The organism is Hydrogenophaga sp. L99, assembly GCF_058731905.1.
The window spans coordinates 2,163,526-2,188,484 of record NZ_CM178972.1 but is presented as its reverse complement, the minus strand read 5'-3'; the positions used below and the strand labels follow the sequence as shown (position 1 = coordinate 2,188,484).

29 protein-coding genes and 1 pseudogene are annotated in these 24,959 nt (G+C 62.7%); 16 read left to right on the top strand and 14 right to left on the bottom strand.

The window, feature by feature from the left end:
• Positions 1-48: 48 nt before the first annotated feature.
• The 3 genes from AC4QBL_RS10465 to rpsT all read right to left on the bottom strand — a co-directional run bounded on the left by AC4QBL_RS10465 (position 49) and on the right by rpsT (position 2,044).
• Entirely contained in the window at positions 49-618 is a 570-nt protein-coding gene (locus AC4QBL_RS10465) for an Hsp20/alpha crystallin family protein (protein ID WP_472908350.1), read from the bottom strand.
• 35 nt (positions 619-653) lie between these two features.
• Positions 654-935 (bottom strand): methylation-associated defense system helix-turn-helix domain-containing protein MAD1, encoded by a 282-nt coding sequence (gene mads1, locus AC4QBL_RS10460; protein ID WP_008906267.1) that lies wholly within the window; start codon positions 933-935, stop codon positions 654-656.
• 809 nt (positions 936-1,744) lie between these two features.
• Positions 1,745-2,044, bottom strand: coding sequence for a 30S ribosomal protein S20 (gene rpsT, locus AC4QBL_RS10455; RefSeq protein WP_304839857.1), 300 nt, complete (start codon positions 2,042-2,044; stop codon positions 1,745-1,747).
• A gap of 166 nt (positions 2,045-2,210) precedes the next feature.
• Between rpsT and murJ the strand changes: the two genes are divergently transcribed.
• The 5 genes from murJ (at position 2,211) to AC4QBL_RS10430 (ending at position 6,910) form a co-directional block, all read left to right on the top strand.
• Entirely contained in the window at positions 2,211-3,776 is a 1,566-nt protein-coding gene (gene murJ / locus AC4QBL_RS10450) for a murein biosynthesis integral membrane protein MurJ (RefSeq protein WP_472908349.1), read from the top strand.
• A gap of 41 nt (positions 3,777-3,817) precedes the next feature.
• The gene (locus AC4QBL_RS10445) at positions 3,818-4,675 is read left to right on the top strand and encodes a SirB1 family protein (RefSeq protein ID WP_472908348.1); all 858 of its coding nucleotides are present in this window, start codon (positions 3,818-3,820) and stop codon (positions 4,673-4,675) included.
• 193 nt (positions 4,676-4,868) lie between these two features.
• The gene (locus tag AC4QBL_RS10440) at positions 4,869-5,261 is read left to right on the top strand and encodes a PA2779 family protein (protein WP_472908347.1); all 393 of its coding nucleotides are present in this window, start codon (positions 4,869-4,871) and stop codon (positions 5,259-5,261) included.
• A 62-nt stretch (positions 5,262-5,323) separates the two neighbouring features.
• Positions 5,324-6,220 carry a PA2778 family cysteine peptidase gene (locus AC4QBL_RS10435; RefSeq protein ID WP_492131582.1) on the top strand — a complete coding sequence of 299 codons (897 nt, stop codon included), beginning with the start codon at positions 5,324-5,326 and terminating at the stop codon, positions 6,218-6,220.
• A gap of 57 nt (positions 6,221-6,277) precedes the next feature.
• Positions 6,278-6,910: a Rossmann-fold NAD(P)-binding domain-containing protein gene (locus AC4QBL_RS10430; protein WP_472908345.1), complete on the top strand. Its 633-nt coding sequence runs from the start codon at positions 6,278-6,280 to the stop codon at positions 6,908-6,910.
• Positions 6,911-6,925: 15 nt separating this feature from the next.
• On the opposite strand, the gene purM is transcribed toward AC4QBL_RS10430, so the two are convergent.
• Entirely contained in the window at positions 6,926-7,963 is a 1,038-nt protein-coding gene (purM, locus tag AC4QBL_RS10425) for a phosphoribosylformylglycinamidine cyclo-ligase (protein WP_472908344.1), read from the bottom strand.
• A 147-nt stretch (positions 7,964-8,110) separates the two neighbouring features.
• Between purM and AC4QBL_RS10420 the strand changes: the two genes are divergently transcribed.
• The 5 genes from AC4QBL_RS10420 to folK are packed head-to-tail and all read left to right on the top strand — an operon-like array spanning position 8,111 to position 12,837.
• The gene (locus AC4QBL_RS10420) at positions 8,111-9,211 is read left to right on the top strand and encodes an AI-2E family transporter (RefSeq protein ID WP_472908343.1); all 1,101 of its coding nucleotides are present in this window, start codon (positions 8,111-8,113) and stop codon (positions 9,209-9,211) included.
• A 17-nt stretch (positions 9,212-9,228) separates the two neighbouring features.
• The gene (gene hda, locus AC4QBL_RS10415; RefSeq protein ID WP_472899857.1) at positions 9,229-9,915 is read left to right on the top strand and encodes a DnaA regulatory inactivator Hda; all 687 of its coding nucleotides are present in this window, start codon (positions 9,229-9,231) and stop codon (positions 9,913-9,915) included.
• 17 nt (positions 9,916-9,932) lie between these two features.
• A complete protein-coding gene (locus tag AC4QBL_RS10410; protein WP_472908342.1) occupies positions 9,933-10,631 on the top strand; it encodes a histidinol-phosphatase in 699 nt (232 codons plus the stop codon).
• The gene (gene pcnB, locus AC4QBL_RS10405) at positions 10,628-12,331 is read left to right on the top strand and encodes a polynucleotide adenylyltransferase PcnB (RefSeq protein WP_472908341.1); all 1,704 of its coding nucleotides are present in this window, start codon (positions 10,628-10,630) and stop codon (positions 12,329-12,331) included. The genes AC4QBL_RS10410 and pcnB overlap by 4 nt, the downstream gene beginning before the upstream one ends.
• A complete protein-coding gene (gene folK / locus AC4QBL_RS10400; protein ID WP_492131581.1) occupies positions 12,328-12,837 on the top strand; it encodes a 2-amino-4-hydroxy-6-hydroxymethyldihydropteridine diphosphokinase in 510 nt (169 codons plus the stop codon). The genes pcnB and folK overlap by 4 nt, the downstream gene beginning before the upstream one ends.
• A 16-nt stretch (positions 12,838-12,853) precedes the next feature.
• Here the strand turns inward: folK and pdxH are convergent, their stop codons facing one another.
• Together pdxH and AC4QBL_RS10390 are read right to left on the bottom strand one after the other, a co-directional pair.
• The gene (pdxH, locus tag AC4QBL_RS10395; protein WP_472908339.1) at positions 12,854-13,489 is read right to left on the bottom strand and encodes a pyridoxamine 5'-phosphate oxidase; all 636 of its coding nucleotides are present in this window, start codon (positions 13,487-13,489) and stop codon (positions 12,854-12,856) included.
• Positions 13,490-13,533: 44 nt separating this feature from the next.
• A complete protein-coding gene (locus AC4QBL_RS10390; protein WP_472908354.1) occupies positions 13,534-14,088 on the bottom strand; it encodes a gamma-glutamylcyclotransferase in 555 nt (184 codons plus the stop codon).
• Between the two features lie 206 nt (positions 14,089-14,294).
• Here AC4QBL_RS10390 and AC4QBL_RS10385 point away from each other — a divergent pair, with 206 nt between their 5' ends.
• Complete coding sequence (locus tag AC4QBL_RS10385) at positions 14,295-14,816, top strand: OmpA family protein (RefSeq protein ID WP_472899852.1); 522 nt, start codon at positions 14,295-14,297, stop codon at positions 14,814-14,816.
• 302 nt (positions 14,817-15,118) lie between these two features.
• Complete coding sequence (locus tag AC4QBL_RS10380; RefSeq protein ID WP_472908338.1) at positions 15,119-16,345, top strand: tyrosine-type recombinase/integrase; 1,227 nt, start codon at positions 15,119-15,121, stop codon at positions 16,343-16,345.
• On the opposite strand, the gene AC4QBL_RS10375 is transcribed toward AC4QBL_RS10380, so the two are convergent.
• The 8 genes and pseudogenes from AC4QBL_RS10375 to AC4QBL_RS10340 form a co-directional block, all read right to left on the bottom strand.
• Positions 16,272-16,580 carry a helix-turn-helix domain-containing protein gene (locus AC4QBL_RS10375; protein ID WP_082321908.1) on the bottom strand — a complete coding sequence of 103 codons (309 nt, stop codon included), beginning with the start codon at positions 16,578-16,580 and terminating at the stop codon, positions 16,272-16,274. The two genes, AC4QBL_RS10380 and AC4QBL_RS10375, sit on opposite strands and share 74 nt — an antisense overlap.
• On the bottom strand, positions 16,577-16,744 hold the full coding sequence (locus AC4QBL_RS10370) for a hypothetical protein (protein ID WP_492131580.1): 168 nt from the start codon (positions 16,742-16,744) through the stop codon (positions 16,577-16,579). The genes AC4QBL_RS10375 and AC4QBL_RS10370 overlap by 4 nt, the downstream gene beginning before the upstream one ends.
• A 44-nt stretch (positions 16,745-16,788) precedes the next feature.
• Complete coding sequence (locus AC4QBL_RS10365; RefSeq protein ID WP_472908336.1) at positions 16,789-17,064, bottom strand: DUF2274 domain-containing protein; 276 nt, start codon at positions 17,062-17,064, stop codon at positions 16,789-16,791.
• A pseudogene (locus tag AC4QBL_RS10360) lies at positions 17,061-17,492 on the bottom strand (TraB/TrbI/VirB10 family type IV secretion system protein); the annotation flags it as partial. The gene AC4QBL_RS10365 and the pseudogene AC4QBL_RS10360, both read right to left, overlap by 4 nt.
• 31 nt (positions 17,493-17,523) lie before the next feature.
• On the bottom strand, positions 17,524-18,600 hold the full coding sequence (locus AC4QBL_RS10355) for an IS3 family transposase (protein ID WP_492131579.1): 1,077 nt from the start codon (positions 18,598-18,600) through the stop codon (positions 17,524-17,526).
• Complete coding sequence (locus tag AC4QBL_RS10350; protein WP_472900371.1) at positions 18,597-19,130, bottom strand: transposase; 534 nt, start codon at positions 19,128-19,130, stop codon at positions 18,597-18,599. Before AC4QBL_RS10350 ends, AC4QBL_RS10355 begins: the two co-directional genes overlap by 4 nt.
• Positions 19,131-19,391: 261 nt before the next feature.
• Complete coding sequence (gene radC, locus AC4QBL_RS10345) at positions 19,392-19,913, bottom strand: RadC family protein (RefSeq protein ID WP_422291231.1); 522 nt, start codon at positions 19,911-19,913, stop codon at positions 19,392-19,394.
• A gap of 433 nt (positions 19,914-20,346) precedes the next feature.
• A complete protein-coding gene (locus AC4QBL_RS10340) occupies positions 20,347-21,060 on the bottom strand; it encodes a hypothetical protein (protein WP_472907077.1) in 714 nt (237 codons plus the stop codon).
• Between the two features lie 187 nt (positions 21,061-21,247).
• On the opposite strand from AC4QBL_RS10340, the gene AC4QBL_RS10335 reads away from it, so the two are divergent.
• The 4 genes from AC4QBL_RS10335 (at position 21,248) to AC4QBL_RS10320 (ending at position 24,915) form a co-directional block, all read left to right on the top strand.
• Entirely contained in the window at positions 21,248-22,243 is a 996-nt protein-coding gene (locus tag AC4QBL_RS10335; protein ID WP_066084218.1) for a MarR family transcriptional regulator, read from the top strand.
• Positions 22,244-22,248: 5 nt separating this feature from the next.
• Positions 22,249-23,022 (top strand): hypothetical protein, encoded by a 774-nt coding sequence (locus AC4QBL_RS10330; protein WP_422291233.1) that lies wholly within the window; start codon positions 22,249-22,251, stop codon positions 23,020-23,022.
• A gap of 74 nt (positions 23,023-23,096) precedes the next feature.
• Positions 23,097-23,876, top strand: coding sequence for a Hachiman antiphage defense system protein HamA (locus AC4QBL_RS10325; protein WP_066084224.1), 780 nt, complete (start codon positions 23,097-23,099; stop codon positions 23,874-23,876).
• Positions 23,863-24,915 (top strand): hypothetical protein, encoded by a 1,053-nt coding sequence (locus AC4QBL_RS10320; RefSeq protein ID WP_472907079.1) that lies wholly within the window; start codon positions 23,863-23,865, stop codon positions 24,913-24,915. Before AC4QBL_RS10325 ends, AC4QBL_RS10320 begins: the two co-directional genes overlap by 14 nt.
• Positions 24,916-24,959: the final 44 nt, after the last annotated feature.

Sequence of the window (24,959 nt, the reverse complement as noted above, 5' to 3'; positions counted from 1 at the left end):
CGGTGCCTCATCTCTTTGTGGTTTTTGAGAAAAACGCGCTGCCCCGCGTCAGCCGTTGATCGGGATCGAGCGCCCCTGCTTGGGCGTACTGGCCTCGCGCTTTTCCATCGTGATCGTGAGCACGCCGTTCTTGAAAGCGGCCTTGATCGTGTCCTGGTTGGCATCGGCCGGCAGGTTCAGAGCGCGCTGAAAGCTGCCGTAGGAGCGCTCCACCCGGTGGAAACCGCCGTCTTTCGTTTCCTGCTCCTGACGCTTTTCACCGCGCACCAGCAGCACGTCGTTGTCGAGCGTGATCTGGATGTCTTTTTCCTCGATGCCGGGTACTTCCAGGGCGATCTTGTACTGCTTGTCGGTCTCCTGGATGTCCAGCGCCGGCTTCAGCATGCCCGGCCAGTCCGACGGCCAGCGTGGCATGGCCAGCGTCGGGAAACCGAAGCCTCGAAACGCGTCGTCGAACAGGCGGTCGATCTCGCGATGCAATTGCAGGATGGGACTGGCGGGCCCACCCGCCACCGGCAGGTCATTGCGCTGCACCGGGAGCGAGGCAGTGCTCTGTTGTTCTTCCTGCTCCTTCTTGAACCAGTTCCAGGGAGCCAATTTCTTGAAGTCAATGTCCATGTCACACCTCCAGAAGAAAAATTGAAGACTCTCGCTCACTCCGTTTGCCTGCGGCGACGGACAGCGCGCCCAGACGACACGGAGTGTTCCGCTGACTTCGGCTGCTCATCTGTGCGTATCACCTCCTTCTTTCTGCCTGCTTGGATCTGATCATTGATCCATTGATCGATTTCACTTTGACGAAACCGCCACGTCCCGCCGACCTTGAAGGCCGGAATTTCGCCGTGCGCGGCGAGCCGGTAAAGCGTCCGCTTGCCGACCTTTAAGTAGGTAGCCAACTCGTCGAGTGTGAAGATCGCCTGCTGGCGCGCTGTCATACCACCCCCACAAGTTCCGTCGTCACGCGGCCTCGCTCGAGGAAATTCTTGCAAGACTTTGCAAGATATTGCGCCTAACATGCCGAAAGTCAAGAGTCAACATCCAGCGACCTGCTGGCCGATTGATGTGACTCAAATCTTCAAGGACGGTATGCCAGGGCGGGCCGGTCCGGCGCAGGGGACGGTGGGTTGATCGGGACCTTGCGGGCGCCGCCCACGGCCGCAGATCAAACACCGATCCTCACGTTGTAACCGAGCGCCCGCAGCCCCTTGCTCGTGCGCATGTTCCTTGGCGGAAACTCGTCTGTGCGCGCCCAGCCGACGATTTCCCCGAGACTGCTCAGGCCAATGTGCGGAATGGCCCAGTCGTCGCTGCGGATCGCGCTACCCAAGAAGCCCAGTGGCAGCGCAGGACGATTTTGGCCAAATCATCGAATCCACGTCCTCAAGGCCAAGGCGTTACTATTTAGTTCGGATTACGGACGCGGGTTCGGTTCCGTGTTCCACCACCATACCCTGTGACAAAGGCCGCTAGGAAATGCTCCTAGCGGCCTTTTTCTTTGGCCGCACGGGGACAACCAACTTGTTGCCCTTCGCACACATCCAGGTGCGCCGAATAGGGCGGGGGATTGCGCGAGGGCTGGCTTTTGCGTGGTTGAGCCGGAGGCGGCGTTTTATGAAAGGCATTTGAACAACAAAAAACCGCCCGAAGGCGGTTGTTTGCTTTTTTTTCGCTGGCAGCGCACCGGTTTCAAACGGCAGACCCTTCGGGTCTGGGCTGTGGCCTGAATGTTCAGGCCGGTGTGTGATCAGGCAGCGGCGAGAGCCAGTGCTTTGACCTTGCTGGACAAACGGCTCTTGTCGCGAGCTGCTTTGTTCTTGTGGAAGATGCCTTTGTCGGCAACGATGTCCACCACTTTTTGCATTTTGGCAAACAGTTCGGTGGCTTTGGTCTTGTCGCCGGCCAAAACGGCCTTTTCGACGTTTTTCACGGCGGTGCGGTACTTCGAACGCAGCGAGGTGTTGGCGGCGTTGATCTTGACGTCTTGGCGGACGCGTTTACGGCCAGACGCCAGACGGGGGTTTTTTTTCTTCGGCTTGGTTGCCATGGTAATTTTCCTTCAAATGTTTGGAGATGATGCCAGCAAAGCCCGCGATTTTAGCATGTTCTAAGTCGCAGTCTCGCAGCACTCCGCCGAGCTCAGATGGGTCTGGTGCCTCTTTGGGCTGAGGCGTGCTCAAACTGCTTCCATGGGCGCTGGGTACACTTCTCCGGTGACCCTGTTCAAATCCGCCTCCCTCGTTTCTTTGTTGACGCTGGTTTCACGCATCACTGGCTTGGTGCGTGAGCTGTTGATGGCCGCCACGTTTGGTGCCAGTGCGCTGACCGATGCGTTCAACGTTGCTTTTCGCATTCCCAATTTGCTGCGCCGCCTGTTTGCGGAAGGGGCGTTTAGCCAGGCCTTTGTGCCTGTGCTGGCCGGTGTGCGTGAAAAGGAGGGCGATGAAGCGACCCGTCAGATGGTGGACCAGATTGCGACGGTGCTCGCCTGGGCCTTGACCATCACCTGTGTGTTGGGGGTCGCCGGCGCGCCGGTGTTGGTGTGGGCCATGGCCAGCGGTTTGAAGCAAAGCCCGCAGGGCTTTGAGGCCGCTGTTTTCATGACGCGCTGGATGTTCCCCTACATCGCGTTCATGTCGTTTGTGGCGTTGTCGGCCGGCATTTTGAACACGTGGAAGCGCTTTGCCGTACCGGCTGCCACGCCGGTGTTGCTGAATGTGGCGATGATTGCCGCCGCCTACTGGGGCGCGCCTTGGTTTAAAAGCCTGGGTATCGAGCCGATTTACGCCATGGCGGGTGGCGTGCTGCTGGGTGGTGCGCTGCAGCTGGCGGTGCAGATCCCGGCTTTGCATCGGTTGGGTATGCTGCCTCACGTCCGGTTGCGCTGGTCTTCGCTGAAAGCGGCGTGGAACCACCCGGGTACGCGGCGCGTCACCACGTTGATGTTGCCAGCGCTGCTGGGCGTGAGCGTGGCCCAAATTTCCTTGCTGATCAACACCCAGATCGCGTCCCATTTGGTGACCGGCAGTGTCAGCTGGCTGACGTATGCCGACCGGTTGATGGAGTTCCCCACGGCCATGCTGGGTGTAGCACTGGGTGTGGTGCTGCTGCCCCAGTTGGCTGCGGCCAAGGCGGCTGACGATGCTGTGCGCTACAGCGGCTTGCTGGACTGGGGACTTCGGTTGGTGGTGTTGCTGGCGGTGCCCTGTGCGGTGGCTTTGCTGACCTTTGCCAAGCCCTTGGTGGCTGTGCTTTACCACTACGGTGCTTTTACGGCGGCCGATGTGCAGCAGACGTCGGTGGCGCTGATGGGCTACGGCGCGGGCTTGATCGGTTTGATCGCCATCAAGGTGCTGGCGCCCGGTTTTTACGCTCGGCAGGACATTCGTACGCCGGTGAAGATCGCCATTGTGGTGCTGGTGCTGACGCAGTGCCTGAACTTTTTGCTGGTGCCGTATTTCGCCCACGCGGGTTTGGCGCTGGCCATTGGTCTGGGTGCCATGGTCAATGCCTTGTGGCTGTTGATTGGTCTGATGCGCCGCGGTGCCTACATGCCTACCCCGGGATGGGCGCGTTTTGGCTTGCAGGTGGTGGCGGCCAGCGCGCTGCTGGCGGTGTTTCTGATGTGGGCTGCGGCCCGCTTCGCCTGGCTGGGCTTTGAGGGCCAAGCCTTGCAGCGTGTGGGCCTGCTGGCCCTTTGTGTGGGGGGCGGGGTGCTGGTGTATTTTCTGGCCTTGTTGCTGGCTGGTTTGAATCTGCGCCAGTTCGTCAGAAAATAAGGTCCATTGCCGCTTCATGGCGCTGACTGGCGTTGCAACTCATGTCCTCTGCCTTTGACTTTTCTGTGCCCACGCCTCTGGGTTATTTCGCTGCTCTGGTGGGTGATGACGACAGCTTGCCGCTGTTGGAGGCTGCTGCGTCCATTGCGCAAGACGAGTACCCCGACCTGGATGTGCAGCAGGTGCTGGGCGACGTGGACCAACTGCTGGCCCGTGCTCGCCGGCGCTGTGGGGATGTGACCGACCCGCTGCAGCGGCTACGCGTCTTGAACCAGTTTTTCTTTCGGGACATGGGGTTTGGCGGCAACGTCAACAACTATTACGACCCCGACAACAGCTATCTCAACGTGGTGCTGCGCACGCGCCGCGGCATTCCCATTGCGCTGGCCGTGTTGTGGCTGGAACTGGCCCAGGGTCTGGGGCTCAAGGCGCGGGGTGTCAATTTTCCGGGTCACTTCATGGTCAAGGTGAATTTGCCCAATGGCCAGGCGGTGATCGACCCGTTCACCGGGCAGTCGTTGAGCCGGGAAGACCTGTCTGAGCGGCTGGAGCCTTACAAGCGCCGCAACGGTCTCGTGGACGATTTCGACGTGCCGGTCGGGCTTTACCTGCAGGCGGCGACACCGCGCGATATTTTGGCGCGCATGTTGCGCAATCTGAAGGAAGTGCACCGCACGCAAGAAGACTGGCTGCGTCTGATTGCGGTGCTGGACCGGCTGCTTATTTTGCTGCCCGATGCCTGGACCGAATACCGAGACCGCGGCCTGGCATGGGCCGAAATGGGTGACAACCGGCTTGCTGTGGCCGATCTGGACACCTACCTGGCGCAAACCGACGACGCGCTGGACCGCGATGCGATTGGCCAGCGCCTGCAGGAGCTGCGCCGCGCCCTGAGCTGATGACCGCAGCGCAAGCGCGGGCGGTGCTGTGTTTTACCTGCGCTCTGTGCGCCAGCGAACAGACTTTTTTACATTTTGAGCGCCTCATGTGTGGGGGTGTAACCGGGGTTGACCTGCCACCCCAAGCCCTTCAACAATGCCATTGGCGCTGTCATTTTTTGCAGCAAAGTCCAACCCAACGAGAACCACCACCATGCTGAAAAAACTCTACCGCCTCGTCGCCGCCGTCATGATTCCTTGCGTCATGCTGGCGGGTGTTCCCCTCACGGCCCAAGCCTCCATGGTGTCCACCGAGCAAGCCATGGTGACCGCTGCTGGCGACGCCGACCGTGAGCGCGTCACGGCGTTCTTCTCGCGGGACGACGTTCAAACCTCGCTGCAAGCGCAAGGTGTGAGCGCCAGCGACGCCATTGCCCGTGTGCAGGCCTTGTCCGACGCCGAAGTAGCCCAACTGGCCGACCGCGTGGACCAGGCGCCTGCTGGTGCTGGCGTGGTAGGCGTGCTGTTCACGGTGTTCCTGATCCTGTTGGTGACCGACATCATGGGCCTCACCAAAGTGTTCCCGTTCACACGCAGCATTCGATGAGCGTCTGTCGATCTCCCCACGCAGCCCCCGCTTTGGCGGGGGTTCTGCTTTGTGCGTCGCTCTTGTTGGGCGGCTGTGCTGCCACCCCACAACTGGCGCAGCTGGAACGGCAGTGGCCCACGCAACTCCCCGAGCGCGTGTTGTTGGATCGGGTGCCTTTTCACCCGCAAGACGACAACCTCTGTGGTCCGGCCACCTTGGCCATGGTGGCGCAGGCGGCCGGCAAGTCGGTCACGCCCGAACAGCTCACGCCGCAGGTTTACCTGCCTGGGCGCCAGGGTGCCTTGCAGCTGGAAATGCTGGCGGCTGCGCGCCGCCAGGGCTTGGTGGCCTACCCGCTGGCGCCCAGCTTGCAGGCTGTGCTGACCGAAGTGGCCAGTGGCCATCCGGTGCTGGTGCTGCAAAACCTGTCGCTGCCTATCTCGCCCATGTGGCATTACGCGGTGGTGGTGGGCTTTGACCGCGATCGCCGCGAGATCTTGCTGCATTCGGGGACCACGGCTCGCATGGCCATGCCCTTGTCGACCTTCGAGCACACCTGGGCGCGGTCGGACCACTGGGCTTTCCGGGTCAGCCCACCCACCCAATTGCCGGCCACCGCACAACCCGACGCCTGGGCCAGTGCCGTGGCGCCGCTGGAGCGGGTGGACGCGCAAGCCGCCGAAACCGCTTACGCCACGGCGCTGGTTGCCTGGCCTGGGCACCGCATCAGCCTCTTGGGCCTGGGCAACACCGCTTACGCGCTGGGCCGCCGCGAAGACGCCGCGCGCGCGTTTGAGTCCACCACCCAGGCTCACCCAGACTTCGCCGACGCGTGGAACAACCTGGCGCAGGTGCGCCTTGAGTCGGGACAGCTGGGCGCGGCACACCAGGCGGCCTCGAAGGCCGTGGCGCTGGGCGGTCCCCGTTTGCCGGGGTACCGCGCATTGCTGGACAAGATCGACGCCCAGCGCCGGTGACCGCTGCCGATTTTTTTGCCGGCACCACAATGGGCGTTTTGCACAAGGAAGCACGTTATGTCACGTTTGATGCTGGTGGGCGCCACGGGTCTGGTGGGGCATTGCGTGCTGCAGCAGGCGCTGGCAGACGCGCGGGTGCACCAGGTGGTGGCGCCCACGCGCCGCGCGCTGGCGCCACACCCCAAGCTGCTCAACCCGCTGGTGGACTTTGACCACTTGCCGGAGGACGCAGATTGGTGGGCGGTGGAGGCGGTGATCTGCACACTCGGCACGACCATCAAGGCGGCAGGCTCACAGGCTGCGTTTTACCGTGTGGATCACGGCTACCCGCTGCAGGTGGCGCGTCTGGCTCAGCGCCATGGCGCAAAGGCCTACGCGCTCAACTCAGCCTTGGGGGCTGACCCGGCATCGCGTGTGTTTTATTCGCGCACCAAGGGCGAACTGGAGCGGGATTTACAAGCACTGGGCTACCCATCGCTCACGTGTGCGCGGCCAGGCCTGATCGGTGGCGAGCGCCAGCAAGAACGCCCCGCCGAGCAGCTGGCGGTGCGGCTGTCAACGCTGCTGCAGCCCTTGCTGCCCAGGCGTTACCGCGTGGTGCCCGCAGCTCGTATTGCCCACCACCTGCTGCAGGCGGCGCTGGCAGGCACACCCGGTGTGCGGGTGCTGATGTCTGAGCAACTGGTCTAACCAGCTGCCCTGGCGTCAGACCACCGTTACGGCCGCGCCTTCGCCGCGCGCGCCGATGGCCCCGATCTCGTAAACCGTTTCACCCAGCTCGCGCAGCGTGGCGGCACAGGCGGCCGCTTCCTCCCCGGCGATCACCACCACCATGCCAATGCCGTTGTTGAAGGTGCGGTTCATCTCCACATCATCAATACCGGCCGTGGCTTGCAGCCAGGCGAACAGCTCGGTCTGGGGCCAGCTGCCCTTGGTCAGGTGGGCGGCGGTGCCTTCGGGCAGCACGCGCGGGATGTTTTCCAGCAGGCCGCCACCTGTGATGTGGGCCAGCGCCTTCACGGGGTGCTTGGCCAGCGTGGCCAGCACGTTTTTCACATACAGGCGGGTGGGGGCCATGATGGCCTGCTTGAACGGCTGCCCGTCCAGCGTTTCTGGCAGGCTGGCGCCAGCGCGTTCGATGCATTTGCGCACCAGCGAGAAGCCGTTGGAATGCACGCCGTGCGAGGCCAGACCCAGCACCACGTCGCCAGCGGTCACGTTTTGACCGGTCAGAATCTTGCTTTTTTCGACCGCACCGACGCAAAAACCGGCCAGGTCGTACTCGCCGGCGGGGTACATGCCGGGCATTTCAGCGGTTTCGCCGCCAATCAGCGCGCAGCCGGACAGCTCGCAGCCTTGGGCAATGCCACCCACCACGGCGGCAGCGGTGTCCACGTCCAGCTTGCCGCAGGCGAAGTAGTCCAGGAAAAACAAGGGCTCGGCGCCCTGCACCAATACGTCGTTCACGCTCATCCCCACCAGGTCAATGCCCACTGTGTCGTGCATGTTCCATTCAAACGCCAGCTTGAGCTTGGTGCCCACGCCGTCGGTGCCACTGACCAGCACCGGTTCCTTGTAGCGCTTGGGCACTTCAAACAGCGCGCCAAAGCCGCCGATGCCGGCCAGCACGCCTTCGCGCATGGTCTTTTTGGCCAGCGGCTTGATGCGTTCGACGAGCGCGTCGCCAGCAACAATGTCAACGCCGGCGTCTTTGTACGAAAGGGGGGTGGTGCTTTGGGTCATGAAGGGCAGGGCACGGCGGGAGAGCCGGGCGGGTCGTTGGGACAGAATGGGCAAGACTTTCGGGTACCCTGAATGCGGCCCGATAGAATTTGCCCCAGATTTTAAGGGTTTGCCCCCGCGACCCGTTCAACCCCGACGCACCGACCCATGTCATTGACCCCCAACCAGATCCGCGCCGCACTCTGGGCCGTGATCGCCGTCGTGAGTTGGCTGCTGCTGTCGCTGCTGGCGCCGGTGCTGATGCCCTTTCTGCTGGCGGGTGTGCTGGCCTATGCGCTGCACCCCTTGGTGGAGCGGCTGCACGCCAAGCGTGTGCCGCGCTGGCTTGGCGCCGGTCTGGCCATTGCAGCGCTGATGCTGGTGCTGCTGGCGGTGCTGTTGCTGATCGTGCCCGTGATCACCAAGCAAGTGCCGCTGCTGCGGGAGCAAGTGCCGGCCTTGCTGGAGGGGCTGAACACCGCCCTGCTGCCGGTGGCCGCCCGCTTCGGCATTGACCTACAGGTGGACGTGAGCCTGGTGCGCGAATGGCTTGGCAAACTCATCACCGGCCACGAAAGCGAACTCGTCGAAGGCTTGCTGTCGTCCCTGCGCATTGGTGGCAGTGCGCTCGCAGCGGTGTTTGGCAATTTGTTCCTCATGCCCATCGTGGCCTATTACCTCCTGCTGGACTGGATCAACCTGGTGGAGCGCGCCAAGACGCTTATTCCCCCTCGCTGGCGCATGGGTGTGCAAAGTTTTCTGGATGAAACCGACGGCGTGCTCGGCCAATACTTGCGGGGTCAGTTGCTCGTCATGGGGGTGCTGGCGGTGCTCTACACCGTGGGCTTGGCCCTGGTAGGCCTCAAGCTGGCGCTGCCCATTGGGGTGTTCACCGGCTTGGCGGTGTTTGTGCCTTACCTCGGTTTTGGTCTGGGGCTGGTGCTGGCGCTGCTGGCGGCTTTGTTGCAGTTTCAAAGCCTGTTGGGTGTGGCGCTGGTGGGCGCTGTGTACCTGGTGGGGCAGGTGATTGAAAGCATGTACCTCACGCCGCGCCTGCTGGGCGAGCGCATTGGGCTGCACCCTATTGCCGTCATCTTTGCGTTGCTCGCATTTGGCCATCTGTTTGGTTTCGTGGGCGTACTCATTGCGCTGCCCGCCAGCGCCGTGCTGCTGGTGGCCATGCGGCGCGCCAAACACGGCTATATGGCCAGCAAGCTGTATCTGGACCAGTCGCCGCCTGCCACCGCATCTTCGAAGGCTGACGTTTGAGCGCCGCACCCGTTCCCATGAAACAAATGGCGCTGGACATTGGTCTCGCACCGGTGCCTACCCTGGCCAACTTTGCCGTGGCGGGCAACGAAGCTGCGCTGGAGCACCTGCGCCTGTGGACCGACAACCCGTTGCGCTCCCCCGTGCCCACCTTTCTGTGGGGTGAGGGCGGCAGCGGCAAAACGCACCTGCTGAGCGCGGTGCGTGAAGCCCTGCGCGAGCATGGCAGCCGCGTGGGCTGGATCGACGCCACCCGCCTGCACCCTGGCGAATACGACGACCACTGGGACGCGGTGCTGCTGGACGACTGCCACCTTTACACCGCCGAGCAGCAGGCCGCGGCGTTCAACTGGTTTATCAATGCACAGAACCCGGCCCACGGCCCGGCCCGCTGGGTGCTGGCCACAGCCGACCGGCCGCCTGCCGACCTGCAACTGCGCGAAGACCTGCGCACCCGCCTGGGCTGGGGCCATGTGTTTCAACTGCACGCCCTGGGTGAGGCCGAGCGGCGCTCGGTGTTGCGCCGGGCTGCCGACGAACGTGGTGTGTTTTTGGGCGACGAGGTGATGGACTTCATGCTCACCCGTTTTTCCCGAGACCTTTCCAGCCTCATGCTGTTGCTGGACCAGCTCGACGCCTACGCCTTGCGCACCCAGCGGGCCATCACCATACCGCTGATCAAATCGATGCTCGAAAACGAATGAACCGACCGACCCAAGCCTTGACTGCCACCCCCCCTGCCGCCCAGCGCGTTCGACTGGCCCTGTTTGACCTGGACCACACGCTGATTCCGCTGGATTCCGACTACGCCTGGGGCCAGTTCACGGTGGGTCTGGGCTGGCGCGATGCCGACAGCTTCACCCGCGCCAACGACACTTTTTACGCCCACTACAAAGCCGGCACGCTCGATATCGCCGAATACGTGCGCTTTGCCACCGGCGCGGTCCGCGAGCACGGCCGCCAGCGAGCCGAGGAAGCCCACCACCGTTTCATGCAAGACGTCATCTTGCCCGCGCTGCGCGAGCCGGCGCTGGACCTGGTGCGGGCGCATCAGGCGGCGGGTGACGAGGTCGTCATCGTCACCGCTACCAACGAATTTGTGACCCGCCCCATCGCCAAAGCCTTTGGCGTGGACGAGCTGATTGCGATAGATCTGGAGCACGATGCCCAGGGCAATCCCACCGGCGCCATTCGCGGCACACCGTCGTTTCGCGAGGGCAAAGTCGCGCGTGTGGAACAATGGCTGTCCGCGCGTGGACTGAATTGGTCCAGCGTTGAGCACAGCACCTTCTACAGCGACTCCATCAACGACCTGCCGCTGCTGGAAAAAGTGCACGAGCCCGTGGCCACCAACCCGGACGCCCGGCTCCAGGCCATTGCTACCGAGCGGGGCTGGCGCATATTGAATCTATTCGAATGATCAAAAAATTCATCGACAAGCTGCTGGGCAAATCCAGCGCCTCCAGCCGCAAGGCCAGCCCATTTGGCAAGCGCGAAGACGTGCCCGTGTCGGTCCACGGCATCGACCGCAGCCTGGTGGACCAGCGCGCGCTCGACGTGGTGCACACCCTCAAGCAAGCCGGTTTTGAGGCCTACATTGTGGGCGGCGCCGTGCGCGACCTGTTGCTGGGCCTGCGGCCCAAAGACTTTGACGTGGCCACCAGCGCCACCCCCGAGCAGGTCAAAGGCCTGTTCCGCCGCGCCTTCATCATCGGGCGGCGCTTTCGCATCGTGCACGTGGTCTATGGCCGCGGCCGTGAGCACGAAATGATCGAAGTCTCGACCTTCCGCGCCTACCTCGACAGCGCCGACGCCGAGCAGGTGGCGGGCAACGAGCGCACGTCCAAGGGTGCGCTGGCCGGCATGACGCATGCGGTAGACGCCAGCGGCCGTGTGTTGCGCGACAACGTGTGGGGCCCGATCGAGCACGACGCCGCGCGGCGCGACTTCTCCATCAACGCCATGTACTACGACCCGGAATCGCAGGTTGTGGTTGATTTTCACAACGGCATTCGCGACGCCAAGAAGCTTACCCTGCGCATGATTGGCGACGCCGCCACGCGCTACCGCGAAGACCCGGTGCGCATCATCCGTGCCGTGCGCTTTGCCGCCAAGCTCAGCGGCCTGGGCTTCAAGTTTGACGCCAAGACGCTGGAGCCACTGGCCTCGTCGCGCAACCTGCTGGCCGATGTGCCGCAGAGCCGCCTGTTTGACGAAATGCTCAAGCTGCTGCAAACCGGCCACGCGCTGGCCAGCGTGGACCAGCTGAAAGCGGTGGGGTTGAACACCGGCATTTACCCACTGCTCGACGTCGTGGTGCAGCGCGCCGAAGACCCGTTTGTGAAGCTTGCGCTGCAAGACACCGACCGCCGCGTGGGCGAAAACAAGCCCGTGGCGCCCAGCTTCTTGCTGGCCTGCGTGCTCTGGGCCGACGTGCGCAAGGGCTGGAGCCAGCGCCTCAATGCGCGCCCAGGCCAGCGCCCGCCACCGCCGTTTGCTGCGCTGCAAGAGGCGGTGGACGAAGCGTTTGACGCCCGCATTGGCGACGTGTCGGGCCGCGGCAAGCTCGGCGCGGACATGCGTGAAATCTGGATGATGCAGCCGCGGTTTGACAAGCGCGTGGGCACCTCGCCGTTCAGCCTGGTCGACCAGGCGCGTTTCCGCGCTGGTTTTGACTTTTTGCGCCTGCGCGCCCAGGTGGGCGAAGTGGAAGAAGAACTGGCTCACTGGTGGGAAACTTTCCAGCACGCTTCTGACGAGGTGCGTGAAGACATGGTGGATGCCCAGCGCCGCGAAAGCCTGGCCAAACCGGGGCCGGGCAAGGCCCGCCGCGTGAAGCGCACCGATGCCGATCATCCCGCCCAAGCCAGCGGGGTATCGCCCGCCGCTGAGCCTGCGGACGCGTTGGCACCTGATCCCCGCTTTCGTGCGCCAGCCCAAGACGGCGATGACCGTGAGGGCGCTCAAGACGCCGACAGAGCACCGGCAAGTGTGGGTTTTGGCAGTGCGTTTTCATCCGACAGCGAAAGCGAGTCTGCCCCGGCCAAAAAACGCCGTCGGCGCCGCCGCAAGCCCAACGGCGAAGGCGGACAGGGCAGCGAGAGCCCGACCGCAGATTGAGCCTGGCGGTGCACCGCGCAGCCAATGCCCAGACCGAAGGCCGTGACGCTGTCACGGCCTTTGTTGCGTTGGGCGCCAACCTGGGCGATGCCGCGCACACTGTGCGCGCTGCGCTGGTGGCGCTGGGCCAGGTGCCGGGTGTGCAGCGGGTGCGCAGCTCCAGCCTGTACCGCACAGCGCCGGTCGATTCCACAGGCCCCGATTACATCAACGCGGTGGCCGAAGTTGCGACCACGCTCAGCGCACCGGGCTTGCTGGCCGCGCTGCAGGCGATTGAAAACGTTGCTGGCCGCGAGCGCCCCTACCGCAACGCACCGCGCACGCTGGACCTGGACTTGCTGCTTTATGGCCTTGCGCGCGTCGATTCACGCACACTAACCGTGCCGCACCCCCGCATGTTGGAGCGGGCGTTTGTGCTGGTGCCGCTGGCTGAAATTGCGCCGCAGCTTGTGAGCGCCGTGCAGTTGCAAGCGGTCGCGGATCAAACCATCGAACTGCTGGCCTGACGTTTTCTTGCTGTGATTAGGGCGCTAGGCGCTCGCGCAGCCAGCCACCGTCGGCCTGGGCGGTGTAGCGCAGCCGGTCGTGCAGGCGGCTTTTGCGGCCTTGCCAAAATTCCCACTGCTCGGGCTTGAGCCGGTAGCCTCCCCAGTGGGGTGGGCGCGGCGGCTGCAGCATGAACTGCGCGCCGTAGCGGGCGGCGTTGGCCACCAGCACGGTACGGCCAGAAATCACCTCGCTTTGCGGGCTGGCCCAGGCGCCGATGCGGCTGTCCAGGGGGCGGCTGTGAAAGTATTCGTCGCTTTCTTCGTCGCTCACTTTTTCAACCGTGCCTTCAATGCGCACCACCCGCTCCAGCTCCACCCAATGGAATTGCAACGCCGCATAGGGGTTGCCGGCCAGTTGCTGGCCTTTGCGGCTGGCGTAGTTGGTGTACCAGACGATGCCGCGTTCGTCGTAACCTTTGATCAGTACCACGCGGGTGCTGGGGCGCAGGTCGGAGCCCACGGTAGCCACGGTCATGGCGTTGGGTTCGGGCACTTCGCTGCTGATGGCTTCTTGCAGCCATTTCGCAAACTGTTGCAGCGGGTCGGTGTGTGAGGCCGACTCACTGAGTTCGGCTTTTTCGTAGCTTTTGCGGAGGTCTGCAATGTTCATGCAGTCAGTATAGAAGTGCGCTTCGTGCGCCGTCTTGTGCTGGGTCAATCGGCCAGTTGCAGCAAGGCGCGCAGCGCAGGGTCTTGAATGCCGTGCCGTTGCAGTCCATCCAGCGTTTGGCGCGCATAGTCCACCGTGCTGCCATAGCGCCCCACGGCGTGTTTGAAAATGTCGCGGTATTGCGCGGCGTCCAGCGTGCCGGTGTAGCTCGGGCTGCGGCGCGACAGCGTGAACGCCAGCGCTAGCACCGTGCCCTGGGCCGTTTGGCAGGACAACCATTTGGGGTCGTACACCGGGTTGGGCATTTCACGCGCCCACAGGGTGGGCATCATGGCTTCGACCTGGTGGTGGGGCACCCGCAGTGCCAGCCCGGTGCAGCTGCCGCCCGACACCAAGGCAAACACCAAACCCGGGCGCTCTGGCGTGCCGCGGTTGATGCGGCTCCACATTTGCAGGCTGCGGTGGTGGCCATGAACGCGAGCCAGCCGCTGCTCGGCCGCTTCAAACTCGGGCCGCCACACCAGCGAGGCGTAGGCAAACACCCACAGATCGGGTTGGGGTCCTTGGGCACGCCACTGCGCCAGGGTGGTGGCCATCATCTGGGCGCCATCACGCAGGGCAGGGTCCCAGGTGGCTGGTGGCCGCGTGGTGGGCCGTGTGCGGGCAAGACGGGTGTCAGGGTAGGCCATTTACAATCGCGGGCTGTTCTTGTCAGTCGTTTGGATTAACGTGTATTCCGTTGGCTGGCGGGCTTCAAATCCATTTCGGTTTTCTTCTCTTTATTATTCTTCACGGAGTGTTGCCCATGTCTTCCCAAGATAACGACCAGGATGTTCGCGTAGTAGCGGTGGTGTTGGTTGCCACGATTTTGCTGGCGGTTGGCCTGGCGCTCGGCATTGGTATTCACAAAGCCCGCAGCGGTGCTGAGCCCGCAGCAGCCGCCACTGCGCCAGCGGTGGAGGCTGTTGTGGCGGCCCCGGCCCCCGCGGCTGACGACGCCAGCGTGGTGGTGGACAACGGTGTGGTCAAGTTCTACTTTGCCTCGGGCAAAGCCGAACTCGCGACCGGCGCTCTGGACGCGCTGAGCGATGCCATTGCCGCGGCCAAGGCGGGCAAGCGGCTGGTGCTGTCGGGCTTTCACGACGCCACGGGCGACCCCGCCATGAACGCCGAGCTGGCCAAACAACGCGCTTTCTCGGTGCGTGACGCGCTGGTGGGTGCCGGTGTGGCCGAAAGCAGCCTGGAGCTCAAGAAGCCCGAGCAAATGCTGGACAGCGTGGGCAGCAACGCCGAAGCGCGTCGCGTCGAAGTGATGGTTGCCGAGTAACTGGCACGGTTTCCCGAACAAAAAACCCGGCGTTGCCGGGTTTTTTATGGGGAATGAATGGGTTTCGGTGGGTGTTCAGCGCAGGCCTTGGCCGGTCTGGGTATCGGCCCGCTGAATCAGTTCGATCTTGTAGCTGATTTTTGTGTTTGCTGTAGTTTTTGAAATCTTTATAGATCAATAACTTACAGATAGTTCGGTACTTGAGGAGCGTCTCAAAAGCACCTGTAGACGCCACAAAATGGCGGCTGAAACTCGATCAGATCATGCGATGATCCATCTCGTTGACATGATGGAGATGTGGCATGGCAAAACCCCGACTCAAGCCATCCGGGAAGTGGGAAATAGGGCTGAGGCACCCATCGATTCCGAACGGGCGCAAGTACTTCACCTTCGACACCGAGGCCGAAGCCATTGCGTACGGGCAGCAGTGGAAGCTGATGAAGCACGCGGACATCCCGCCGCCGGCAGAACTGACTGCCCCCACGTCTCCCGGCGACGGCGTGCGCTTGCTGCGCATTCTTGGTGAGTGGTCGGACAGCGGCTTCGCGGCGCCTTCGCAAATACTCACGCTCAAGACGCTGACACGCGAGGTGGGTTCGGTGCGGTTCTCGGACGCCAGCTACAAATGGCTGACCGGCTATCTCCGTTTCCTGAAGGTGGAGAAGAACCTGTCCCCTTCGTCTATCAAGCACCGCATTCAGGCGCTGAGCCGGGCCATTGACGAGTACCTGCGGCACAACGTGAACGTCAAGATAAGCAACCCCGTGAAGCTGCTGCCCAAGGGCTACTCGACTTATACCGACGTCGATGCCCAGATGGCGAAAGCCAAGGGAGGCAAGGTGAAGGTGAACGTGGCGCGCGACAGGCGCCTGCTGCCAGGGGAGCACGAGAAGATTGTGGCGGTGCTGTCGGGCTATGAGCGGCCGGACCGCTCGCGCGGCCTCGAACTCAAGGGAGGCGATGCGCTGTTGACCTTGTACCTGCTGATCCTGAACACGGGACTGCGGCTCAGGGAGGCGTACACACTGACCAGGGGCCAGATTGACATGCAGAACAAGGTGATCCATGCTAAGGAGACCAAGCAGTGGCGTGGGAAGATTTCTTATCGAGATGTCCCGATGCGTCCCGAAGTGCATCAGGCGCTCTCCTCGTACTTTGCATCGCGGCCGCCGTTTGAACCCGACGCGAACCTCTTCCCGTTCCTCCACGAGGAAGGGGTCGAGGAAGGGAAAAAGGGCTTGGTGCGTACCAGTCAACGGCTGTCATTCCGTTTCAGGATCGCTTTCGAGTACATGGACATCGTTGGCCTCCATGAACACGACCTGAGACACGAAGCTACATGCCGATGGCTGGAGCTGAAAGACAAAGACGGGCGCGACATGTTCCGTCTGGAGGAACTGAACAAGATCATGGGATGGAAGCCGGGCTCGGTGATGGCCCAGCGCTACGCCAGCTTCAGGGGCGTGGACCTTGCGCAAAGGCTTTGGCCGGCACCGGAAGCGGTGGAGGCGTCTGTCGCCGCGGCTTGATCGGTATGTCCAGGCGCGGCACCGACTTTCGTGCGTTGAGGTCCTGGCGCCGCTCTTCAGCCTCCTTCCGGGCGCGGTCAGCAATGTAGGCCAACAGGTCGGCCTTCACGTAGATCCAGCCACGACCAAATTTCATCCCCGGTAGTTCGCCGGTTCGGGTCAGTTCCTCGATTCGTTGCTCGGTGCAGTGCAGGAGCTCGGCGCACTGTTCGGCGTTGATCGTTTCGTCTGTCATGCTGCGCCGCCTTGCGGATGGTGCTCGCGGCGCTCGGGCGCATCGAACACCATGAAGCTGCTGCCCACCCACGCGCCGTTCTTGACTTTGTGGTGTGCCGCGCTCTCGCTGCAACCGATGACTTCGGCGAAACGCTTGATCAGCGCTTTTCGGCTACGGCCCAACCCAAGATGTAGCCAGGTGGGCGCAAACGCTATCACCATACAGTTCATTCCGGCGCCCTGCCAGCGTCGGCCGACTTGGTCGACCCCAAAGTAGTCTTACGTTGGGCATCTCCTCGCCGGAATCCTCGATCCCTGGCCATGAACGCCGCCAGCATGTGCGGAATCAGGGTGAGCGCATCAGTCGCCTCTCCGTAGGTCTGCGCATGCAGCGCGGCGTAGCGATCCAACTCGGCTTTCAGTTCGGACGGACAAGAGAAGGTCAGCTTGACGCTTTCGGTCTTGGGCAGAGGCCCCAGTCGAAGTTTTTGGTTCGTGCTCATCGCGGCGTCCCCCGAACGAAAAACAGCGGCTGGTAGGGCCGCAGCACCAGGTCTCGGTTGACGATGACGCGCATGGGAAAACCCGGTCGAGCGGTCAGTGTCGGTTGGATGTTCAGGTTGCGTCGAGTCACTTCCTGGCCGATCTGGTTCATGCTGTCCTGCAGGCTGTCGCGTCCGGCGATCACGATGCGGTTGCCGTCCTGTCGGTTTTCGGGCGCAGCCAGCTCGGCACCGATGCCCAGCAGCGAGGTCAGTGCGGCCCCTGCGAAGACGCGATCCCAGTGCCAGTCCACGCCATCTTCGAGCCCGGCCCGGCCAGCAGGGTCGGATCCCACCAGGTTGTCCAGTGTTAGGGAGGACGTGTCGGGCAGGATCACCCGGTTCCACACCACCTGCACCCGGCTCTGGCCATAGCTCACCCGGAAGTTGTCAAGCTAGTTGTCGCCTGAGGTTGTCAAATCAAGCTGCCTTCTGATCGGACTCCTTGGTTTGTGGGCTGTCTGGGTTTAGGTGAACCTCGTCGATGAAGGTCCAGTTGCGGGTGTTTCCTGACCAACGCGCTGGATGTTGTTGCCTGGCTTTTTCATAGACCGCAGCACGTGCGTGCAGCAAAGCTTCATCGGTCTGTGCATGGCGCTGCGCGGGGGTCACGAAGCTGATTGCACTGTGCCTGTGCTGCTCGTTGTACCAGTGCACCAGCTCGGTCACCCAGCGCCTGGCCTGCATCAGATCGGCAAACGGCTTGAGCGGCAGCTGCGGGCGGTACTTCAAGGTCTTGAACAGCGATTCGGCGTATGGGTTGTCGTTGCTCACCGCGGGGCGGCTGCGGCTGTGTGCCACGCCCAAGCGCTGCATGGTGGCCAGCATCGTTTCGCCCTTCATCGGACTGCCGTTGTCCGAATGCACTGTGACCTGATCCGCACCAACGCCCTGGCGCCGACAGATGTCCTCCAGCAGCGCTGCAGCCCGCTCGGCGCTCTCGCAATCGAAGACCTGCCAGCCCACCACCTTGCGGCTGAAGATGTCCACGAACAGGTACAGGTAGAAGAACAGGCCGCGCACCTGGGTGGGCAAGTAGGTGATGTCCCAACAGTAGATCTGGTCGGGCCTTCTCGCCACCAAGGCGCGGGGTTTGCTGCGCTTTTGCGGCACGCGTTCAAGGCGGCGGTGAGCCAGTTGCCCAGCCTGACGCAGCAGCCTGTACAGGGTTGACTCGCTCGCCACGTACATGCCCTTGTCAGCCAGACGGGGCACGATCTGGCTGGGTGGCAGGTCCTTGAACTCCTCACTGTTGAGCACAGCCAGAGCCGCCAGGCGTTCAGCGTCGCTCAGTTTGTTGGGCGGGCAGTTATGAATGCGTTGATCAGGGGTGCGCCTGTCGCCCACATACAGCGCATTTTTTCCAGCATCCACCCAGCGCTGCACAGTGCGTGCGGCCAGCCCGATGATCTCGCAGGCCCTGTGCAAGCGGGCGCCAGCGATGCAAGCTTCGGCGATCAGCTCCAGCACGGTGGCGCGTTGTGCGAGGGTGCTCATGTGTCCTCGCCCTGCGATTTCAGAACCAAGGCCTGGAACTTTTTTTGAAGGATCAGCAAAGCGGCGGCCTCGGCCAGCGCGCGGTCCTTGCGGCGCACCTCGCGCTCCAGCTGGTCGTGCCGGCCTTGCAACTCGCGCAGCGCAGTGTTGGCCAGGCGTTGCTCAGCGGCGCTGGCAGCAGCGGGTTGCGTCGATGCGCAAAAGGCTTCGCGCCACTGGATCAGCTGGTGCTCGAATAAGCCCTTCTCGCGGCACCAGGCGTGCAGCGCCGGCCCCACCAGGGTGTGGCTTTCGTTCAAGGCCAACAGCCGCTGAACAGGGCTCCACTGGGCTGCGGGCGTATCGCTGGGCAGCGTTGGCGCATGCGCCAACGCTGCCCCCACAGGGCGCGATCTCTTGAGCCAGCCCTTGAGCGTTCCCAGTGGCATGTTCAGCTCAGTGGCCACCGATTCCAAGGTGCGCGAGCCGCGCGTGCGGACCTTGCTCAATGCCTGCTCTATGAACTCTGGCGAATGTTGATTCTTTTGCATGTTGTGTCGCTTTGGCGCGGATCATCCGCGTGAAAAAGGAGGCGACAACTAGTCTGACGCAGGGGGGATGCATCGCGTCTTCAACCCAGTCAGGCGTTCTCCAGCGTAGCTGGCTCAATGCGGATGTCCGTGCGAGGCCGGCGGGGAAGCCCCACCGTCTCCGGCTTCGAAGTCATGAAATGCTCGTGCCACTGTGCGGTGGCACGCTGTTGGACAGGAAACGAAAAACCGGGAGCCCGTGCGGCTCCCGGTTGTGTAGGCTCAGATCAGCCCGCGTTCCGCGAAGGACAGGATCGTCGGCCCGGCCACGATCAGGTGATCGATGACCCGCACATCCACCAGCGATAGCGCGCTCTTGATGGTCTGGGTCAAATACTCATCGGCCCGAGAGGGCTCAGCCACGCCCGAAGGGTGGTTGTGGACCAGGACGATGGCCGCCGTGTTGTGTGCCATGGCTTCTTTGACCACCTCACGCGGATAGACCGATGTCTGGGTCACGGTGCCGCGGAACATCTCCACGTACTCGATGACCCGGTGTTGGGCGTCTAGGTGGATCACAGCGAACACCTCGTGCTCCAGCGTGCCCAGCTTGATGCGCAGGAAATCGCGTACCGCCTGCGGCGACGACAGCATCTCGGTGCCGCGCAACTGGCCCGCGAGCACCCGCAGCGCGGCCTGCAGCACCTCCGCCGGCTCGGCCGGACGGTAGCTGCCCGCGACATCGCGAACGAGCAGGGAGGAATCGATGGAAGACGTGAACGACAGGGAAGACAGCTGCGACATGATCGGCTCCGGTTCGGAATCGGGCGGGATTGCCCGGAACCGGCCACCCACGCCGCAGCGCAAGCAGTCAGGGGTCGGAGGCGCAGCCAGAGACGGCCGCCAGGACGCCAGCGTGCAAGGCACGCGCAGCCTTTGACGGCGAGAACGGCGTGGTAGGTTGAAAGGGCACAGCAAGACCGCCACCCCTACACGCCACCACAGCCCTAGCAAGCGGAGTGCGCAGCGGCCATGCCGCGGAGACGTCAGGGATCAAAGCCGGATGGCCGGGATTCGGCACGAAGCCCGGGGCGCAGCCCGCGAGCCCGGCGGCGGGACGCCGAGACGCGAAGGGTAATGTTCACTGCACAGTAAAGATCACACTATTGGCGAATATGCAGGAATGCTAGTACCAATGAGGCGCTGATCGCTCGGCCGGTGCTTCAAGCACACAGCGTCATTTGGATGCGAGATGGTTCTTTAGTAGGAACCAGCACATGTTGAGCGCGAAGGAGCGGCCAAGGCGGGTCATCTGATCATCTGGAATACCTACCGGGCGATGGGCTCCCGGACTCAGAAGTCCGAATACACCTGCCAAGCCCTTTTCTTCTTCGGGCGTGACCTCGCCGCTCGTACGCAGGAACGCCAGCACTTCGCCCCATTTCGACGGGTTGTAGGACGTGGGAACTTGCGCGTGTGAAGCCACGTCGGCGGCAACGTCCGCCGCTAGCGTCTCCAGTGCGACACGGGCGTTCACGAGTGCCGCGTTGTAGTCGGGCGGGATCGCGCGAAAGGAATGGGCCGAATCACCGATCTTTGCGATGATCTCCTGCGCGCGCGGTACTCCCGAGTTCTGCAGCGCCATGATCAGGTCGTCTTCCAGCGGGGCCGCATCTGCAATCGACGGGTCAACCTGCACGAGCTTCGCGTCTTCCACAATATAGCCATCCAGGAGCAGGCATTGCGTTAGGTCGTGCAGACGCTCGTCGAATCGGTGCTTCGGACTCACTCTTGCGCGCAGGTCACCCTTGGTGGCCACGACTTCGGCCAGCACAAGCATCAGGGGGCGTTCGTCAAGCCCGCGTATCGTGCTCAAGAGCCCATACAGCAACTGGTCTCGCGACAACGACAGGTGTTGCACGCCGTACTTGCTGAGCAGCACGACGGACATCATGGGCTCCTGGAGCTCCAAGAACTGAGCGAGAGAATAGCGAGTCCTTGTTCCAATCATGTTGGGCTCCTTCGTGGGACGGCTCGGCGTAGCGCCGGGTAACAGTTGACAGCGCAATGATAACTTCATTTTGCACGATAACAACTATTGTGTTATCGTGCAAAAACAAAGTTATATAGAGTGAACCTTGCCGATCCTCGTCACCGCCGTTCTGCACTACCTCCAAGAGGTCCTGGGCATTGATGCGTCACGCGTGAAGCCGTGGGCGCGTGCAAACGAACTACCGTACTTCCTTCGCGACGTCTTCCAGTTCAGCGAGCTAGAGCTGCTGGGGCACCCCGTTGTGTTGGCGATCGGGCGCGGAGAGGCCAAGCAATCCCTCAGCGACGTCCGCACATGGCTGGACAAGGTCAAGGCCTTGGCCGGTCAGCCAGCGGTCTACGTCACCGATGCCCTGGCATCCTATGAGCGTCGGCGCTTGATCGAGCAAAAGGTCCCGTTCATCGTGCCGGGCAACCAACTCTATCTGCCGGATCTGGGGCTGGATCTGCGTGAGTATTTTCGGCAGCGCACTCCGGCCACGGAAGCGGCGCTGAGCCCATCCGCGCAAGCCATGCTGATCACCGCTTTGCTGCGTCAGCCGTGGCAACCCGATTGGCAGCCTTCCAGGGTTGCGGCCGCGCTGGGCTACACGCCCATGACACTGTCGCGCGCGGTCAAGGAGCTGACTGCGGCCGGGCTGGCTGCCGTGCACACGGTCGGCCGCTCGCGCTGGCTGCGAATGGATCTCCCACCAGAGCAGGTCTGGGAGCGTGCGAAGCCCGCACTGCGAACGCCGGTTAGGCGCACAGTCTGGGTGGCAGCCCACGGGGTCGCAGCACACCGACTCAGCCGCCTCGCGGGTCTGAGTGCGCTCGCGCGCTATTCCATGATGACCGAGCCGAAATGGCCGGTGTATGCGTTAACCGCCGCCGACTGGAAGGCTGCGACGGATGCCGGCGTTCGCGAGTTGCCTGAGCCCGAAGCGGGCGCCCAAGAATGGCAGCTGTGGAGCTACAGCCCGGCGTTGGTGCCAGACGCCAACACGGTGGACCCGCTCTCGCTGACGCTCAGCCTGCAGGAGAACGCCGATGACCGAATCCAGCTCGCACTGGACGAACTGAAAGGACAACTTCCATGGTGAGAGGGTTGGAAATTTTCCAGGAGCGTTTCGCGGCATACGTCGATCAGTACGTCCTGATTGGCGGCACAGCCGCGAGCCTGACGATGGAAGAGGCGGGGCTGGAGTTCCGCGCCACCAAAGACCTGGACATCGTCCTGCATGTGGAAGCCCTGACGCCGGCGTTTGGTGAGGCCTTCTGGAAATTCGTCGAGGACGGCGGCTACGAAATTCGCCAGGCCAGCGACACAGGAAAACCCATCTTTTACCGGTTCCAGAAGCCCGCTGATGATCTCTACCCGGCGATGGTCGAATTGTTTGCGCGAGCTCCCGACGGATTGCAACCGGCCGAAGGCAGTCAGCTGACACCGATACCACTAGACGAAGCCGTGTCCAGCTTGTCAGCCATTTTGCTGGACGAGACCTACTACGCCTTCATCATGGCGGGCCGCCGCGAAGTCGATGGCCTGCCCTGGGTCGGCGAAGACCGCCTGATCCCGCTCAAGGGCATCGCGTGGCTGGAATTGACTGCGCGGAAAGAGCTGGGCGCCAAGGTGGATGCGAAGGACGTGCGCAAGCACCTCAACGACGTGCTGCGACTTTCGCAACTGCTGGCGCCGGCCACACGAATTCCGCTCGACAAGAAGATCGGCGACGACATGACGCGTTTCCTTGTTGCCGTCGCGGCCGACCCCTCCATTGACCCGAAAGCGCTGCAGCTTGGCAACGTTGCTGTTGCCGAATTGGTAGCCCGAATCGCCCAGGCATATGAAATTGAACTGCCTGCGCAGGCGACGGGATGACGGACGAGAAGTTAAGCGGAACGGGCCGATGGGTAGCCAGCCCGACCGGAACTCACAAAAACGGAGGAGGAGACATGGCATTGTTCAAGGCATGGTGTGCTGGCACCAAGGACAAAAGCAAGAAGAAAACGTTCCGAACATACTCGGAGAAAGATGGCGGCCGTGCAGCTGTTCTTACGCAACTGGGCGAAGCCGTCAGGACGCACTACGACCAGGCTGACCGGATCGCTGACGATGTCGCCCGCCTTGGCTACGACGGCGCCTCCGAAATTCTGAGGGCGCTGCTGCCACAGTCGAAGCGCGCGCGCTCCGGAGACCTCGGCGAAATCCTGGCCTCTGAACTGGTTGAGGAGGACATGGGCTTTCGTATTCCCGTCCGGCGGATGCGATTCAAAGATGGGCGCGAGGTCGCAATGCGCGGCGACGATTTCATCGGCGTGGGCTACGACCCCGATGAAAAGCTCTGGCTGCTAAAGGGCGAGTCGAAAAGCCGAGCGAACCTTGGCAACGTGACGATTGCCGAAGCGCGTGAAGCCCTGAACCGGTACGGCGGCCGCTGCACGCCGGATTCCTTGCTGTTCATCGCGAATCGGCTCCTCGAAAGCGCCGACAAAGATGATATCGAACTCGGCCGGACGATCCGCGACGAGGTCGGGCTGAAAGCTCTGCGCGCCAATCGCATCGACCACATGCTGTTCACCGTGTCCGGCAACGCGCCGGCTGCGAAGCTCCAGAAGAATCTGGAGGAGGCCGGCGATGACCGTAACCAGCACGTCGTCAGCCTTCACATCGAAGACCACCAAGCGTTCATTGCCGAAGTCTACGAGGAGGCGATGAATCTTGGAAGCAAGTGATGAACTGCAGGCCTTCCTGACCAAGGCGACGCAAGATGGTGTTTGGGGACGGCTGCTGGACCGCGGCGCGGCATGGTCGATCATGCGTCAAGCGGGGGTGCTGCCGGAGGATGCACCGCCACTCGGCGAGCAGATTGACATCGATCTGGCAGAGCACGGCTTTTCGATCTTGCGCGCGGCGCTGTCACTGCGCGAGCTCGACGGCACATCGGCTCTTTGTCAGCGTGCGTTCGAGCGCGCCGGCAATGCCTTTGAATCGCTGGTTCGCAATGGTGCCCCAGAGGCTGAGGAGCGTGGCTTCTACCGCACGATTGCGGGCGCTTCCTACCATCTGGCGGGCTATTCTGCGATCGCCTACTCGCTGTTCGGCGAGCAGCAAGTTTCCGATCTCAATGCCAACGCGGCTGAAGCTGCATTGATCCTGCTGATCCTGCGCGACCTGGATCGCCTCCGGACGTATGTCAAATCCCAACTGCTGGATGAAGACAACGGCGATGCCAACGTCTCCGCCTTGCTGGAGGATGGGGAGATCGATTCCGATGAGGCAATTTCGATCGTCCTCAACACCGTGGTTTGCCGTGCCCTTGCATTTTTCGACTTTGCCCTTCAAACCGGCGAGGTGTCGTTGCTGGACACCGCAAAGGAACTGCTGGACACAGCCCTCGACCTTGCAGACGCTGCTGCCTCAGTGTCGCTGTGGTGGATTGTCCGGCTGTGCCGGAACATGCTCGACGATCTGTGGGCGCACTCCTTGCACGAGACGCTTCCGAGCGATCCGCCTGAGGGCGGTGAGGAGCGGTACGCCGAGTTGCGGCGACTTTTCATCGCGTCGCTGTACGCGCGCAAGAGCGCCGAGCTGGAGTTGTGGCCATCACAGCGCGAAGCAGCCAAGCGATCCACTGATGTGTCCGACGACCTGGTCGTCGCCTTGCCAACCAGCGCGGGGAAGACGCGCATCGCAGAGATCGCCGCCCTGATGTGCTTGGCGGGCGGTAGGCGCGTGTTGATCGTCACGCTGTTGATTTCCACGCAATCCTGACCCCGGCTTTTCATCCAATATTGACCCCACCTGTTGGGGCGTAG